Annotated in this window: 15 protein-coding genes; 4 read left to right on the forward strand and 11 right to left on the reverse strand. The window is 63.0% G+C overall.

Annotation, left to right across the window (positions count from 1 at the left end):
* Positions 1 to 8: 8 nt before the first annotated feature.
* From MU553_RS00895 to MU553_RS00935, 9 genes are all read right to left on the reverse strand, one after another.
* Positions 9 to 1,994 (reverse strand): DUF7266 family protein, encoded by a 1,986-nt coding sequence (locus tag MU553_RS00895; RefSeq protein ID WP_247373403.1) that lies wholly within the window; start codon positions 1,992 to 1,994, stop codon positions 9 to 11.
* Entirely contained in the window at positions 1,991 to 3,001 is a 1,011-nt protein-coding gene (locus tag MU553_RS00900) for a DUF7261 family protein (protein ID WP_247373405.1), read from the reverse strand. The genes MU553_RS00895 and MU553_RS00900 overlap by 4 nt, the downstream gene beginning before the upstream one ends.
* Positions 2,995 to 3,636: a DUF7288 family protein gene (locus MU553_RS00905; protein WP_247373408.1), complete on the reverse strand. Its 642-nt coding sequence runs from the start codon at positions 3,634 to 3,636 to the stop codon at positions 2,995 to 2,997. Before MU553_RS00905 ends, MU553_RS00900 begins: the two co-directional genes overlap by 7 nt.
* Positions 3,637 to 3,638: 2 nt before the next feature.
* Complete coding sequence (locus MU553_RS00910; RefSeq protein WP_247373410.1) at positions 3,639 to 4,154, reverse strand: DUF7287 family protein; 516 nt, start codon at positions 4,152 to 4,154, stop codon at positions 3,639 to 3,641.
* Positions 4,155 to 4,172: 18 nt separating this feature from the next.
* Entirely contained in the window at positions 4,173 to 6,206 is a 2,034-nt protein-coding gene (locus tag MU553_RS00915) for a type II secretion system F family protein (RefSeq protein ID WP_247373422.1), read from the reverse strand.
* Positions 6,207 to 6,209: 3 nt separating this feature from the next.
* Complete coding sequence (locus MU553_RS00920; RefSeq protein WP_247373435.1) at positions 6,210 to 8,942, reverse strand: type II/IV secretion system ATPase subunit; 2,733 nt, start codon at positions 8,940 to 8,942, stop codon at positions 6,210 to 6,212.
* Positions 8,943 to 9,316: 374 nt separating this feature from the next.
* Positions 9,317 to 10,456 (reverse strand): pyridoxal phosphate-dependent aminotransferase, encoded by a 1,140-nt coding sequence (locus tag MU553_RS00925; protein WP_282593993.1) that lies wholly within the window; start codon positions 10,454 to 10,456, stop codon positions 9,317 to 9,319.
* 2 nt (positions 10,457 to 10,458) lie between these two features.
* Positions 10,459 to 10,947 (reverse strand): Lrp/AsnC family transcriptional regulator, encoded by a 489-nt coding sequence (locus MU553_RS00930; RefSeq protein ID WP_247373449.1) that lies wholly within the window; start codon positions 10,945 to 10,947, stop codon positions 10,459 to 10,461.
* Between the two features lie 68 nt (positions 10,948 to 11,015).
* Positions 11,016 to 11,231 carry a hypothetical protein gene (locus MU553_RS00935; RefSeq protein ID WP_247373452.1) on the reverse strand — a complete coding sequence of 72 codons (216 nt, stop codon included), beginning with the start codon at positions 11,229 to 11,231 and terminating at the stop codon, positions 11,016 to 11,018.
* A 149-nt stretch (positions 11,232 to 11,380) separates the two neighbouring features.
* On the opposite strand from MU553_RS00935, the gene MU553_RS00940 reads away from it, so the two are divergent.
* Positions 11,381 to 11,695 carry a hypothetical protein gene (locus tag MU553_RS00940; protein ID WP_247373454.1) on the forward strand — a complete coding sequence of 105 codons (315 nt, stop codon included), beginning with the start codon at positions 11,381 to 11,383 and terminating at the stop codon, positions 11,693 to 11,695.
* A gap of 9 nt (positions 11,696 to 11,704) precedes the next feature.
* Here MU553_RS00940 and MU553_RS00945 read toward each other — a convergent pair whose 3' ends face one another.
* Positions 11,705 to 13,372: an acetate--CoA ligase gene (locus tag MU553_RS00945; protein ID WP_247373456.1), complete on the reverse strand. Its 1,668-nt coding sequence runs from the start codon at positions 13,370 to 13,372 to the stop codon at positions 11,705 to 11,707.
* 65 nt (positions 13,373 to 13,437) lie between these two features.
* Complete coding sequence (locus tag MU553_RS00950) at positions 13,438 to 14,154, reverse strand: YqjF family protein (protein ID WP_247373458.1); 717 nt, start codon at positions 14,152 to 14,154, stop codon at positions 13,438 to 13,440.
* A 102-nt stretch (positions 14,155 to 14,256) separates the two neighbouring features.
* On the opposite strand from MU553_RS00950, the gene MU553_RS00955 reads away from it, so the two are divergent.
* The 3 genes from MU553_RS00955 (at position 14,257) to MU553_RS00965 (ending at position 15,612) form a co-directional block, all read left to right on the forward strand.
* Positions 14,257 to 14,673: an EamA family transporter gene (locus MU553_RS00955; protein WP_247373460.1), complete on the forward strand. Its 417-nt coding sequence runs from the start codon at positions 14,257 to 14,259 to the stop codon at positions 14,671 to 14,673.
* Between the two features lie 58 nt (positions 14,674 to 14,731).
* Positions 14,732 to 14,980: a hypothetical protein gene (locus tag MU553_RS00960; RefSeq protein ID WP_247373462.1), complete on the forward strand. Its 249-nt coding sequence runs from the start codon at positions 14,732 to 14,734 to the stop codon at positions 14,978 to 14,980.
* Positions 14,981 to 15,045: 65 nt separating this feature from the next.
* Positions 15,046 to 15,612 carry a thioredoxin family protein gene (locus MU553_RS00965; protein ID WP_247373464.1) on the forward strand — a complete coding sequence of 189 codons (567 nt, stop codon included), beginning with the start codon at positions 15,046 to 15,048 and terminating at the stop codon, positions 15,610 to 15,612.
* Positions 15,613 to 15,623: the final 11 nt, after the last annotated feature.

Raw genomic sequence — 15,623 nt, forward strand, 5'->3', positions numbered from 1 at the left:
TGCGTGTCCTATGTGTCGAGCGTGTACGTCTCCTGCGTGCCGTCGCTGAAGTAGACCGTGAACTCGATTGTCTCGTCGTCCATGTGGACTCTGTCACCGTCGTCGTCCCTGACGTACGCCACCGTGACTTCCGTCTCGTGTCCGCCGTCGATCTGGGCAGCGTCATCGAGTTCGACACGCGTGCCCAGGTCGAAGTCGTCCGAGTAGTGGCCGATGGTTCGCCACCCTTCGTCGAACTCGATCTCTCGCCACGCTCCCCACTCGACCTCCGTCGCGTCGCTACTGCTCGTGACGTCCACTGTCACGTCCTCGACGGAAACGGTGACCGAGCCGGTGTTTTCGAGGTCGAACTGGAGCCATCCGTAGCCGGCGTCCGGACTGCCGTCGAGCTGGACGACTTCGTTCGCATCTGGGGCGACGCGAATCGTTTCCGTGGTCGTGTACGTCGCGCCGGCGTCGTCAGTGACCGTCAGCGTGACCGTGTACCAGCCGGGGGAACTGTACGTGTGCGACGGGTTGGTCCGACTCGGTCCGCTGGCGGTGTCCCCGTCACCGAAGTTCCATTCGTAGTTGGTGATGGACCCGTCGGGATCAGACGCACTCGCCGTGAACTGGATCGTATCTGACGGCTCGGGGTTCGACGGGGAGTAGCCGGTGATCGACACCGTCGGACCAGCGTCCGGACCGACGTCGGTGAACTTACTGGTCACGATCCGCTCGTCGAGCAGGTAGTTGACGCCGATGTCGTAGGTGTCGTCACCGCCCGATTCGACGCCGCGGAACGCGATCTTCGCGTCCGCGTTCGCGGGAATTGTCGGCAGGTCGTCCGGATCGTCTCCGTCGTCGAGACTCGTCCCAGTGAACAGCCCCGTCTCGGGAATGTCGTTCCGTTGTGGGAGATCATCCGCGGAGTACGCCCGTTCGTAGTCGCCGTCATCGTCGGTGTCGATCGCCAACTCCGGACCGGCGTCGTTGTCGATTCTGTCGGTATCGTCGTCGCTGGGGTTCAGGAACAGACTCTCGACGTCGACGGCCCGATCGTGCGTGTTCGTCACGTCGAGCGTAATGGCGTAGCCAGAAGGCGAGCCCACTCGCGTGAGACTGTTCAAGTGGAGACCGGAGATGTTGATGGGTTCGGTGATCGTCGCTGATTCCCCGTCGTCGTCGGTCGCCGTGAACGTGAGCCCGTACACGCCGGCGCTCGCGTACTGGTGTGTGGGCGTGCCGTCTTTCAGGTCGGTCACGTTGGGGTCCGGATCGCGCGAGAACTGGGCAGAGCCGTCGCCCCACTCGATGCTGTAGGTGTCGATCTTCCCGTCGGCGTCGTCCGCTTCGACGACGAAGTCGATCGGCTCGCCGTTCTGCGGGTACTCCGAGGACGTTCGCCGATCGATCCTGATCGACAGGTTCGTCGGTGGGATGTTCTGGAGTTCACGCGCCTCTCCGATGTTGTCTCGCTTGACGTCTTCCCCGATCCCGACTCGCATGTTCGACTCGACGAGGTCGCTCGTGCCAGCGAGTGAGGACCGACCGGACCGCGTCCCGGTGTCGAGCGCGACGAGTTGGAACCGTCCCGGACTGGTCTGATTGATCGCGAGATCGCTGTCGTTCTGGATCGGGACGCGCCGTTCGACGTCGAGTTCGGCGGAGTACACCACGAGGCAGGTCTCGGCAGTGATCGTGTTCGTGTCGCACTCTGGCCCGTGATCTATCCGAACGTCGTAGGACGCCCCGGCGATGCGTTCCTGGTGGGTGGCCCACATCGTCACGTTCGCACGACGGGTACTGAGCCGGTCGAGCTGGGACAGTTCGGAGGCAAGTCGGTTCCCGACCGTCTCCAGGGAATCCTCGGTCACCAACGTCTCCTGGTCGGCCAGATACGTGTTGGCTGCAAAGAGCAGTCCGAGGATCAGAATGCTCGTGATACCGATCGCCAGGGTGTGACTCACCACCGTCGAAACGCCGCGTCGGTCGTCGAGGAAGCGCCTGCTCATGGATAGACACTCACGTTGTGTTGCTGCCAGTAGTCGATCGACGTCGACTGATACGTGGTCGTGATGTTCGCACGCCAGACGATCGGCGACCGACACGGGTCGTGGGGATTCGTTCTGCTCACCCCGAGATCGTCAGCCTGCTGTGGGTCACAGGGACCGAACGGCCCGCTGGACGTGTCCAACGAGCTGTTCGTGACGACGCTGAACTTCCCGAACCCGTGCTCGCCGTCGGCGACGGAGACAGTGTACGGTGGCTCGAGCGTGCGTTCAGGGTCCGTTCGATTGAGAACGCCGTTGAACTCGCAGTCACCAGTGAACGCCTCGCCGGTCATCAGATCGATCAGCACGCGGTTGCCGGACGGATCACACATCACGTCCTGGACGTCCCCGCCGAGGCTGCGCTCCGAACTCACCGCGATCGACTCGCGTTTCCGCTGAATGCCGATCTCGACGGTCTCGGTCCCGTTGTCGAAGGTGACGTTGAACTGGTCCGTCGACGTGTGGCTCGTGTTCAGGTTGAAGACGAATCGGCGAGCGTTAGCGTGATCGTTCGACTCGAAGAGCGTCCAGTCGGAGTCGTTCGCGGCGTCCGTGATCCAACTGTCGTTCGTCTGGACGATCCGGGTCCCCCACGTCGAGCTGTCGTTGTTGTACGAGAGGTTCACGACGGAGATACCGGTTTCAGCGTAGCTCTCGCCGAGCGCACGGCTGTAATTCGAGACGTTGTGGCGGACGTTGCGGCCGATCTGCGGTCCAGTCTGGTTGCGCTGCCAGTGGTTGAGACGAAGGACCAGCGAGCGCGTGTTCCGCTGCGCGCTCGTGCTGAACTTCGTCACCTCGTCCGAGCTTTCGAGCGACTCGCTGGTCGAGAGGTTCTCGGACACCAGCACCGTGTTGATGACGACGACGAGCCCGACGATGACGAGTCCGATCCCGATGGCCGCAGTGAGGACGAGCTGTCCGCGTTCCCGGTCCGAGTCGTCGGCGGCTGTATCAGGGGTCACCATACTGTCAATCGCACCTCCACGACGTTGTACACCGGACCGTCGATGGCGTTGGGAATCGGGTAGTAGCCGCGCTCGTTGTTGGTCTGGTTCGTGTCGTACCGCCAGATTTCGACGCCCGTCGCGTTCGGGGCCGTGAGGGTCATGTTGTCGTACAGCGTCACCGTGTACGTCGCGGTCACCGCGTCGTCCGAGGGTTCACCGCGGTACGCGAACGGGACCGTCCCGGTCCGATTCGAGTCGTTCGTTCGGTATTTGAACACGACGTTGTACGATTGGCCACGCTCCGAGAACGTCGTCGAGAGGAGGTCACCGAACGACCCGGGCGGAGTGGAACTCCCGTACCCGATCCGCTGGTTGACGGAGCCTGCGTACCGTTGGCTGTCCTGTGACCAGTACAGGACGTACTGCTGGAGCCCGAACGTCTCGTTCTGGCCGACAGAAATGAGGATGTCGCTCGCCTCGGTCTGGAGCTGCGTCCGTACCTCCGGATTGACCGATCCGCCCGTCGTCGGCGTGATGACGACGGCCTGCAGTGCGAACACGACCGCGGACAGCACCACGATCGAGCCGACGAGCCCCTCGAGTGTGAACGCCTGCGATCGATCCGTGCGTGTGCGTTTCGTTCTCCGAGACATGATTACCAGACTTTGACCACCAGGCGACAGGCGGGGCGACAAGCGTCGGTCGTTCGATTGCGAAACGTGACGATCCGGGCGCTCGACGCCGCGCTCTGATTCGACGCGGAGTTCGGCGTGGCCATGACGGTCCCGTCGTACGTCACCAATTCGTTGTTGTTGATTGACTTGACAGATATATTTATGTTTGCATTCCTCGGGAGTCCGTACCGAGTCCGGAGCTGGTCTTCAGATTTACTGAGGACGGTTTGCAGCTCCGTGGCGTTCAGCTCGTTTCGTTCAGTCCCTTCCGAGAGGTTCAGGAGGATGGCTCGCCCCACGCGGTCTGCCTGCGCCTTTTCCGCAGAGCCGACACCGGAGGTAAACGGCGTCAGAAAACTCGGGAACAGCCCGAACACGAGCGTGACCGTCACCAGGAACAGGCTGATGCCGAACAGGAAGTCGTGGAGCGTTTGCGCCCGGTCGTCATCGCTCAGCGATCCCGAGCGGCGCGTTCTGGTCGGAGGTTTCGAGGACATTGTTGGGGGAGAGGGTCGTCAGGCCACCGCGATCCAGGTGATCAGTGCGATCGTCGGGAGGATCACCGCAAACTTGACCCCGGAGATGAGATCGACGTCGCGGATGTACCCGGCGATGAACGACGACAGGATCGCCTGCAGCGTCACGGCGTGGAAGAACAGCACCGACAGCAGGTTCGTGTCGACGTTACCGCCGAACTGGCCACCGCCGGCCGCTGCGCCGCCGCCACCGCTCCCTGACGCCTGGTTGGCGAGCCCCGACATCACGTCGAGGAACTGGGTTTTCAGCAGGGCCATGACGCCGAGCAGCGTCAGGTACGTCATGATGATGATGGCGACCTGCATCCGCGTCCGCGACTTGCGCTCGCGGTCGATGTCGTCCTGATTCTCCGAGGCCTGCGCCGCGGTCGTCAGGACGTCCTGAATCTGGCTCGACGCTTCCTGTGCCTTGCTGATGAGCTTGACAGTGCGGGCGAGTCGCGGGATGTGGTACTTGTTGTTGAACTCCCGCATCGCGTCCCTGAGGCTGGTGCCGTAGTTGACCTTCGCGTACATCGTCTCGAACTCGTCGGCCAGTTTCCCCGAAGAGGTCTCGGACACCACCTTCATCGATTCCAGCAGCGTCATCCCGGTGTCGTTAGCACTGGAGAGTTTCCGTAGGTTCTCCGAGAGCTGGCCCACGACGCCCTTCCGAGCGCGGACGTTCCACTCGTAGAAGATCATCAGCGGGACGAAGTTGATGTACAGGGGAACGTACACCCAGAAGAACGTCGACCTGACTGGATGGTCGACGAAGCCCTGCGGCGACAGGGGCGCCATGCCCCACAGCACGGAGATGAGCAGTGCCACGAGCGACAGCGGCACCGTCGCCGCCAGCACGACCGTCGGGTTGTCTCTGAAGAAGAGGTGGGGTTTCGCGAGAATCTCGTTGACTTCGTAGGAGCGTTCCCGGCTCCTGATCTTGTCGAAGACGCCGTACTCGCCCGTGTAGCGCTCGACCAGTCCGAGGTTGAGCACGTCAAGCCCTTCGCGGACGACGACGTCTTCTCGCTTGCCTTCCGGTCGGAGGTAGCCGTCGCCGATCTCGTCCTGCGTGATCGTCGAGACCAACACCAGGAAGCCGATGCCGGTGAGCGGGATCAGTCCGTAGACGGTCCCCAGCAGCAGCATCTGCTTGGAGCTTCCCATCATCGACATGATGACGAGGATGATGATGAGCAGGAGTGGGAACAGCGAGAGCGTCATGTACATCTCGCCGAACAGCTCCATGGTCTCCAGAACCTGCTTTTGCTCCTGCTTGGCCGTTCGCATGTGCTTTTCCTTCTGGTCCTCGAGGAACCCCGTCATGTCACCCCCCGAGTCGACGATCGAGAGCATGTCGGTCAGGAACTGCGCCAGTTCGTCGCTGGGCGTCTGGAGCGCCTGATTCCGGATCGAGGTGCGGTAGTCGGTGTCGAAGTACTCGGTCTCCAGGACGATGGACTGGAACTCCTTGGACACTTCGCCGTACGTGTCGTCCGCCCGTGCCATCGCCTGCAGGATTTCGAGCTGGTTGAGGCCACCGACGGACAGCGCGTACATGAACGAGATGGCGTCCGACAGCAGGACGTTGATCTCGCGTTTGCGCGCTCCGGCACGGAAGTACGGGATCGACACCATCGAGCCGAAGCCGATCCCGAAGCCGATCAGGCCGAAGACGATACCGGTGATGAAGATCAGCAGCGGTACCTTCAGCGTCGTGACGATGGGCGGGATCTGTGACTTGGGCAGCCCGAGAATGACGGGCGCCTCGTCCAGAAAGAGCATGAAGATGGCGTACCCGATCATCGAGCCGATCAGCCACAGCGCGAGGCCGGCGAGAGCACCGACGCCGAGCGCGCGGGAGAGGAACAACTCGACGTTCTGGGGCATACGCGCCTGGGCGAGCTTGTTCTCGACGCCGCTGACGAAGTCGCCCTCCGTGTCGAACATCGACTCGTAGAGGGGATAGAACGTGTCGCCGAGGCTGCCGCCACTACTGATCGACTGGCTGTCGCGAGTATCGAGACTCATCGTTTACTCTCCTTCTTCCATTTCTGTCCCGGCCTTCGTCACGAACTGGCCGAAGTCGATCTCCGTGTCCGTCTCTTGTTCTTCGGTGGCTTCGACGTCGTCCTCGATCTCGATGCCACCCAGCGCCTGGACGATGTCCGGCGTCTCGGTGCTCTTAAACCGGTCGAACATCGGCTGGGCGTTGTCCAGAATCTCGTCGGTCTCCTCCAGCATCTCCTCGCCTGCCTCCGGCCGAGGAACCATCTCCTCTTTCTTCTGGTCGATGTTGATCGAGACCGACTCCATCTCCCGGAGGTCTTCGAGGCTCTCCTCGAGCGCCCCGTGGGCGATGAGAGTGAGAATCGTGTCCGGATCGTTGATGAACGCCTGGATGGTCGCGGCCACCTGCTGATAGGTGTTGATGTTGTTGTTGATGAGGTACGCCAGGACGACTTCGCGTTTGAACAGCTCTTCGTCCAACCGATCCTGGTTCCATCCGCGGTCGAACTTGATGTCTTCCAGCGTGTTGGACTGGCCCATCTGGATGAACGTGTCCGTCTCGGCCTGCCACTGGTAGACGTCCCTGACGTTGATCTCGTCGTGTTCCGCGGAGTACTCGTTGATCTCGGTCAGCGTCTTGTTCCGACGTACCTTGCGCCCGCCCGTCCGCGTCTGGGTCTGGATGGAGACGAGATCCAGCGCCGTGAACAGCGTCTTCGAGACGTTGATCGGTTCCGTGGTAAACCGCTTGATGACCTCGCCAACGGAGTCGGCGTGGAACGTGGTGTAGGTGGTGTGACCCGTCGACATGACCTGGAAGAGGGTCCGACCCTCCTCACCACGGATCTCACCCATCACGATGTAGTCCGGACGTTGGCGCAGTGCGGCCTCCAGCAGGTCGAACTCGTCGACGTCACCGGTGTCGTCTTCACCGAACGACGGTCGAGTGACGCTCGCGACCCAGTTGCGCTGGGGCAGTTCGACCTCGCGGGTGTCCTCGATGGAGACGATTTTTGCGCTCGACGGAATGAAAAGCGACACCGCGTTCAGCGACGTCGTCTTCCCGGACGCGGTACCCCCGGCGAAGATGAGCGACTTGTGGTTCTCGATGCAGAGCCACAGGAACGCCATCTCGTCCAGGGAGAAGGTGTTCCAGTTGATGAGGTCGATCGGCGTGAACGGGACGTCCTTGAACTGACGGATGGTGTAGTTGGTCCCGTGATCGGACACCTCGCGTCCGAGGGTGAGCTGGGCACGCGACCCGTCCGGGAGCGTCGCGTCGACCTGCGGTTGCCGCTTCGAGATGCCTTTCCCTGACCGCTGCGCGAGCTTGACGACGAAGTCGTCCAAGCTCTTCTCGCCGTGTTCGACGTTCGAGATTATCTGTTCGTAGTCGGTGTGATAGACGAACACCCGCGAGTTGTATCCGTCACACGACACGTCCTCCACGTTGATGTCGTGTTTGATGGGGTCGATCTTCGCGAACCCGATGAAGTTCCGCTTGAGAACGTAGAGGAGCTTCTCGACCTGGTACTCGTTCAGCTCGTCCGGGTCCTCTTCGAGCACCGCGGGTTCCGGACGGGCGCTGATCCCGGCGAGGTCGCCGTCGTTTGCGTCGGGTACTTCGACGTCCATCCCGAGCATCTTCTTGAACTCGCCGATCGCACCGAGTTCCGGTTCACCGTCGGAGTCGGGTTCCGGTTCGTCTTCGGACTCCTCGACGGGTTCCGGCGGTTGCGGTTCGGGCGGTTCGACCTCCATCCCGAGCATCTTCTTGAACTCGCCGATCGCGCCGAGTTCAGGTTCTGGCTCGGGTTCGGGCTCCTCGTCTTCGTCGTCGATCGGGGATTCGAAGACCGGCTCCGCGCCGTCCTCGTAGAGGTTGTACCGGTCCATCAACCGCTGGGCTTCGCGCTGGATGACTTTGGCCCGGTCCGCCTCGGTCCCCTCGACGATGACGTCGTCCTCCGAGTACTTGATCGCGGTCTTGAGCTTCCCGGCCAGAAAGTCCTGCAGGTCCGTTTCGATAGAGTTGAGATACGGCTCGATGACGTAGTACTTCTTCTCGTTTTCCTTCTTCGAGTGGAAGATGATGACGCACGCGTAGGGCTTGTTCACCCAGTAGCGTTCGATCTCCTCGAAGTGGGACTTTTTCTCCAGTGGGACGGCTTTCTCGACGTCGTAGCGGTTGACGACCGTCGTCTTGCCGTCGACGGTCGAGAAGAACATGTCCTCGTCTAGATCCTCGTTGACGTTGACCGTCCGCTCGTCGACGATCCCGTGGAGTTCGTCCGCCAGTCCCTGTCCGAAACTGAGCAGCCCCTCGAGGTCGGCAGTCGACATGCCGAGTTCCTCCTCCTTGTCGAAGGGCTTTTTCTCGCCGCCGCTGGTCCGCGGTGCATCACCGTTGGCGTCGTAGTAGTACTCCTGCTTGTAGTGTTCCCACTTGTACGTGTCCTTGACGATCGGGACGTTATCGGGATCGAGAAACTCCTCCCAGGGTTCGTTGACGCCCTTGGCTGCGCTCGCTCCCTGGATGAGCTTGTCCTCGATCTTCCGCGGGTCGAATCCGAGATACTCCGTCCGGTCGAACGGACCACCCGTGTGGAACTCTCGTCTGAAGTCCTCCCACGTGTACTCCCCGACGGACGCGCGTTCGACGCGAGCGAGGAGTTCCTCCGCCTCAGAGTCGCTCCCGAGGCTCTGATCGGATTGGGCCTGCTCGGCGTCGCCCCCGTCTTTGTCATCGGCTGCCATTGCTCAACAGGTTGCTCGTAAGAGGGAAAAAAGGTTGTGGGCGGTTTATCAAATCACACAACCTTCACGTCTTGCGGTTTGACTATTTCACCAACTCTATCCGACCAGTTGAATCACAGACCAGTCGTCAGTAGACATTTTTGTGATATCCGACCAACGGAAGTAGATTCCGCGGACAGACGTCTTTTTAGGGATTCAATATGCGGTATCGGTCGAGTCTCGAACCAAACAAGATGATTCGCTATCAGATTAGATGAGAGACAAGTCGACGCGATAGCCGCCGGTGGCCCTGTGAATTCGAAGTCTGATAATCGGGGTCGAAATCGCGGTACTAACCGTGGAACCGACAGTACAGCAACGGTGAACGCGGGCCGTCAGTCGAGGAACGCTTCGATGCGCGACATCGCCTCTTTGAGTTCGCCCAGTCCCGTCGCGTACGAGACGCGGAGGTGGCCGTCGCCGCCCTCTCCGAAGGCGTTGCCGGGAACGACCGCGACCTTCTCCTCGTGGAGGAGTTCCTCGGCGAACTCGTCGGCGTCGTCCCAGGGACACTCGGGGAACGCGTAGAACGCACCGGCCGCGTCGAAGCAGGACAGGCCCATCTCTTCGAACCGCGAGAGGACGAATTTGCGGCGGCGGTCGTACTGGGTGGTCATCTCCCTGACGTCCTCGTCGCAGTTCTCGAGGGCGTCGAGCGCCGCGTGCTGGGCCGTCGTCGGCGCCGACAGCATCGTGTACTGGTGGACGCGGTTCATCCCCGCGATTGCCTCCGGCGGCCCCATCGCGTACCCGAGGCGGAGACCGGTCATCGCGTAGGCCTTCGAGAAACCGTTGAACACGATGGTCCGTTCGCGCATGCCCGGCAGCGTCGCGATAGAGGTGTGCTCGTGCTCGTAGGTGAGTTCGGAGTAGATCTCGTCCGAGAGGACGATCAGATCGTGTTCGCGACAGAACTCCGCGACCTCCTGGAGTTCGTCGCCCGTCATCGTCGCCCCCGTCGGGTTGTTCGGGTAGCAGTAGACCAGCACCTCGGCGTCGGCCGCACCGCTCTCTTCTAAGACCTCGTAGGTCAGTTTGAACTCGTCTTCGGCGCGGGTCGCCACCGGCAGTGGATCGCCGCCGGCGAAGATAACGCCCGGCACGTACGAGACGTAACTGGGCTGGGCGACGGCCACGGTGTCGCCGGGGTCGACCAGCGCCCGGAACGCCAGGTCGATGGCTTCGCTCGCACCCGCCGTGACGATGATCTCCTCCTCGGGGTCGTAGTCGAGACCGTACCGCTCGTTCTGGTCGCGGGCGATGGCCTCGCGGAGTTCTTTCTTGCCGCGGTTGGCCGTGTAGGAGGTCTGGCCCCGCTCGAGCGACGCGATGGCGGCGTCTCGGGCGCTCCAGGGTGCCGAGAAATCCGGTTCACCGACTCCCAGTGAGATGATGTCGTCCATCTCCTCGGCGAGTTCGAAGAACCGGCGGATGCCCGACGGCGGCACCTGGTCGACGCGATCTGACACCTTCATGGTCACGGTGAGACGGACAGGCGGTCGTCGTCGTGGCCGTCACCGAACTCGATCCCGCTTTCCTTGTAGGATTCCATGACGTAGTGGGTCACGGTCTGGGTGATCTCGGGGACGGGCGCGACCTTGTCGCTGATGAACCGGGACACTTCGCGCATGGAGTCGCCCTCGACCTCCATGTCGAAGTCGTAGTCGCCGCTGACGAGTCGGAGCGACTCGACCTCGGGGAACTTCGCCAGTCGCGCCGCGATGTCGGCGTAGCTGGTCTCGCGGTCGAGGGTGACGTTGAGTTCGACCAGTGCGCGGACCCGTTCCTCGTCCGTCTCGCCCCAGTCGACGACGGCCGTGTACCCGCGAATGACGCCGTCGGCTTCGAGCTCCTCGATCGCTGCCTCGACCTCGCTCTCCGATAGGTCGGTCTGGCGCGCCATGTCCTCGGTGGAGTAGCGCGCATTCTCCCGGAGCAACTCCAGTATCTCAGCGCGACTGCTCATACCTACACGCACCCGAGCGCGGACTAAAGACTTGCTACATGCCGCTCCGATTCCCAGTGGGACCGCCCCTACAGCGCGTCAGTTCTGACGTAAAAGACGATGGCTACCGAGAGCGCGACGGAAAGCGAGAGCCAGAGATCGACGGCCAGCGTGCCGTAGAGTTCGCTCAGCGTCGTCAGCCACAGCAGTTTCACCAGCACGGCTGAGACGCACGACACGCCACCGAACACCACAAGTTGTCGCTTGAGCCACGACCCCGCGAGCGAATCTCGATTCGGCGACATATTCTCGTATTGCCCCCGACCGGGGAAATAGGTATCTCGTCCAGACTGCGACCTCCCGCGCGGCAGCCGCTGTTTACTCGACGGCGACTCAGCGCGCCGAAGGGCTCCTAGGTTTAAGATATCAGCACCCCAACGAACCTGACACTCACATGCAGGGTGATACGACAGCGGAGACGGGATGGGCCTTCGTCGCGGACAACGACGAGGTCGCAACGATCATCAACACTGCCCTCACCATGGAGGAAGGGGAGACGTACAGCCGCTCGGAGCTCGCAGAGATGACCGGGATCGCCCTGAAGACGCTGCATCTCATGGACGACGTCGAACACGTCGTGGAACTCGGGATCTTGGAGAAACACCAATCCGAGGGTGAAGAAGTCGCCTACTCGGTCAACGAAGACAGCACAGTCCTCGAGAAAGCCCGCGAGTTCGGCGACGCCGTCACCGCTGCACAGTCGGACTGAATCCCCTCGCTACTCGTTTTCGCGTTCGCGCAGTTCGAGCCGCCGGATCTTCCCCGTGGTCGTCTGCGGGAGTTCGTCCACGAACTCGATCTCGCGCGGGTACTCGTACTCGGCGAGGTTGTCTCGGACGAGGTCTCGAATCTCCGCGCGCAGGTCGTCGGTCTCACGCGGGGCCTCGGTCGGCTCCACGAACGCTTTGATGATCTCCCCGCGGGTCTCGTCGGGGACGCCGACGACGCCGGCCTGAGCGACCGCCGGGTGTTCGAGGATGGCTTCCTCGACCTCCATCGGACCGACGCGATAGCCCGCAGTGATGATGACGTCGTCCTTGCGCGATTTGAACCAGACGTAGCCGTCCTCGTCTCGTTCGGCGAGGTCGCCGGTGAGGAACCAGTCGCCGACCCGTTTCGCCGCGGTCTTCGCGGGCATGTTCCAGTACTCGTCGAAGAAGACCGACCGGTCGTAGGGACGGAGTGCGATTTCACCCGTCTCTCCCGCGTCGAGGCGCTCGACGTCACCCGCGTCGGCCGCCTCGGGGTCGAGGATCGCCAGGTCGTAGCCCGGCAGGGGTTTGCCCATGCTTCCCGGTTGGGTCTCGAACCACGTCGAGGAGTTCCCGACGGCCAGGTTGAGCTCCGTCTGGCCGTAGAACTCGTTGACCGCCACGTCCGCGAACGCGGTCTCGACCCACTCGACGATCTCTGGCGTCATCGGCTCGCCGGCCGCGGCGAACGTCTCGACCGCCAGGTCGTATTCGTCGGTGGGGTCGTCCACGTCCATCAACATCCGGAGCGCCGTCGGCGGCATGAACGACTGCGTGACGTCGTACTCCTCCAGCAGCGAGAACGCGTCGTCGGCGTCGAATCCCCGGGCGGGGTAGCCGACGATGGTGCCGCCGTGGTGCCAGGTCGCAAACAGCGTCCCACCGAGTGCCGCGCCCCAGGCCCAGTCTGCCGGCGTCCAGACCGTCGCGTCGGGACCGAGTCCCTGGTCGAAGTAGTTGTACGCTGCGGCCGCGCGACCGAGCCAGAGCGCGTGGCTGTGAAGCACGCCCTTCGGCGGGCCGGTCGAGCCGCTGGTGTACATGATGGCGGTGTGGGTGTCGGGCGTCGCGTCGTAGGGCTCGAAACCGACGTCGTCACCGTCCTCGCCCGCCAGCACGTCCTCGAAGGCGCGGACGTCACCCGCGGGGTCGTCGGTCTCGATCTCGACGACGTGCTCCAGGGCCGGGCAGTCGTCGCGGACGGCGTCGATCTCCTCGCGGACGCTCGGGTCGACGACGACGGCCGACGCACCGGCGTCGTCGAGGCGGTACCGGAGCGCGTCCTCGCCGAAGAGGACGGTGAGCGGGATCGACACCGCGCCGAGTTTCCAGTTCGCCAGATGGGTGATGGGGTTCTGGGGTTTCTGCGGCACGACGACGCCGACGCGGTCGCCCGCTTCGATCCCGAGATCGGCGAGGCCCCGTGCGAGCCGGTCCGAGCGGCGGTCCAGGTCACGGTAGCTGTAGGACTCTCGACGACCGTCCGGGTAGGCCTGTTCGAGCGCGATGCGGTCCGGATTGTCCTGTTTCTGCAGGAAATCGACGGCCGGGTTGAACTCGTCGGGCAGGTCCCACGCGAACTCCTCGCGGGCCTGCTCGTGCGTCTCGAACGACGGCATCACCGTCCATGGCATACCCGGAGTGTCACCGCCGCGTCGGTTTCCGTTTTCGGTTGCAGCAAGCGGACCGTCCCGGCGGATCAGCCCCACAACGACCCGGTCGCCGCGAGCGGGAGGGCGGCGCCGGCCGTCACGTCCACGCCCGGGCTGTAGTGGACCAGCGGGTCCTCGGAGGGCGTCTCGAACCCGTTGACTCTGAACAGATCGTTCTCGCGGATAGTGAGTGCGGCCGACTGGAGCGGCCAGGAAGGATGATCGACGGTCCCGACGAACAGGTGGTCGCCGCCGCCGACGTTGGCGTAGAACCGGTAGCGCTCGGTCAGGAACCACGCGAGCGTCCCCGGTTCGGGCTCGTCGGGGTCGCCCCGCGGTCGACAGGTCGCGTCGAAGTCCGTCGGCGGCACGCTGTCGTCCGTTCGGTGACTCCGAATCAGAACGCCGTCGTCGCCCTCCTCGATCTCGATCTCGGCGCGGTAGTACGACAGGCGAAACAGCCGGCGGGCCAGCGCCACGCTCAGAGCGTCGTCGGCGTCCAGGTTGAAGAAGTAGATCCCGGGGCCGGCATCGCCCTGCACGTACGTCCGCAGGTTCAGCTCTGGGAACGACCGGCCGAGCGGGAACCCGCGGGGACGGATGTCTCGCATGTCGAACCCGACGACGCTGAGGTAGGCGTTTCCGTCGAAGGTATCGACCGACAGGTCCGCCGGTAGTTTCGTAGCGACGATCGCTGGATCGATGGCCCAGTGAGCGAACACGACGTCTTCCCAGCGCATCGCCAGCAGTGACGGGCCGGTCATGTCGAGACGTACGGTCCGGACGAGTTTTGACCTATCGGTCGCGACGGAACTGCGTCGACGTCAACAGGAAAGGGCTATCACGATGAGACACTGCGTCTCTCCATGCGCTATCTCTCGTGGGCACTGCTGGCACTGGCGAGTTACACGCTCGTTGCACCGCTGGTGAAGCTTGCGACGGCCGAGATCCCCAGCGACGTCGCGCTCCTGGTCGCGAACGGGATGCTCGTGATCGGTGCTACGGTCGTCGTCGTCGCCTCCGACACGGCCGTCGTCCCGTATCTCACTGACTCCCACGCGATCTACGCCTACGGTGCCGGGATCTGTCTCACGATCGGCATTCTCGCGTACTACCGGGCGCTCGCAGCCGGACCGGTGAGCGTCGTCGTTCCGATCTTCGGTCTGTTCATCGTCACGAGTTCCATCATCGGGATGGCCGTCCTCGATGAACCGCTCACAGCCCGGAAACTAGCCGGGATCGGCTTCGCGATACTTGCCGTCTACCTCACTGGCGTGAATTAAAAGGGCCACAAAGGATTGGCTGAAGACACATGGGTCGGACCCGCCAACGACCGCATGCATGTCCCCCTCCCATGCCCGCAAGCTCGTGTCCATCCCGGTCCGTGCACTGGCGGCGGTCCTCGCGACGATCGGTGCCGTGCTCGCGGTCTGGCACAGCGGTCAGTTCGCGTTGCAGGCAGTCGGTTCCCCGACCTCCAGCACCGAGACGAGAACGCTGCTCGGCGTCGGTGCCGGCGTCGTCGGTTCGCTGTTCGTCCCCGGATACGTGACCGTCCGCAACTACGTCCACACCGACAGTGACGAGTAACTGCCAGTCGTTGGTCTGACCACGGTAGTACCATCCTTTTGGTTGCGGCCCTCCAAACCGTTCGTATGGTCGCACTCGACTCCGAAGCGGACGCCATCGAGCGCGGGGACGTCGCACCCGAGTTCGAACTCGAGGGCGCAGACGGGGAGACGCACTCGCTGGCGGACTTCGACGACCACGACGCAGCACTCGTCGTGTTCACGTGTAACCACTGTCCGTACGCGAAGGCGAAGTTCGACGAGTTGAACCACATCGCCGACGCCTACGACTCCGTCGCCGTCATCGGGATCAACGCCAACGACGCCGAGGAGTATCCCGAGGACTCCTACGAGAAGATGCAGGAGCTCGTCGCCGACGGGACGATCCAGTACGACGCGTACCTCCGCGACGAGTCCCAGGACGTCGCCCGGGAGTACGGCGCCGTGTGTACGCCCGACCCGTTCCTCTTCGAGGCCGACGACGGAGAGTTCAGGCTCGCGTACCACGGCCGCATCGACGACGCGCTGAATCCCGACGACGAACCGACGAACCACGAGATGCGCGAGCTCATCGACCGCCTGCTCGACGGCGAAGCGATCGACGACGAGTTCAAGCCGAGTCGCGGCTGCTCGATCAAGTGGAAGGACGACTGATCGACGACAGG

The organism is Halorientalis brevis (assembly GCF_023077655.1).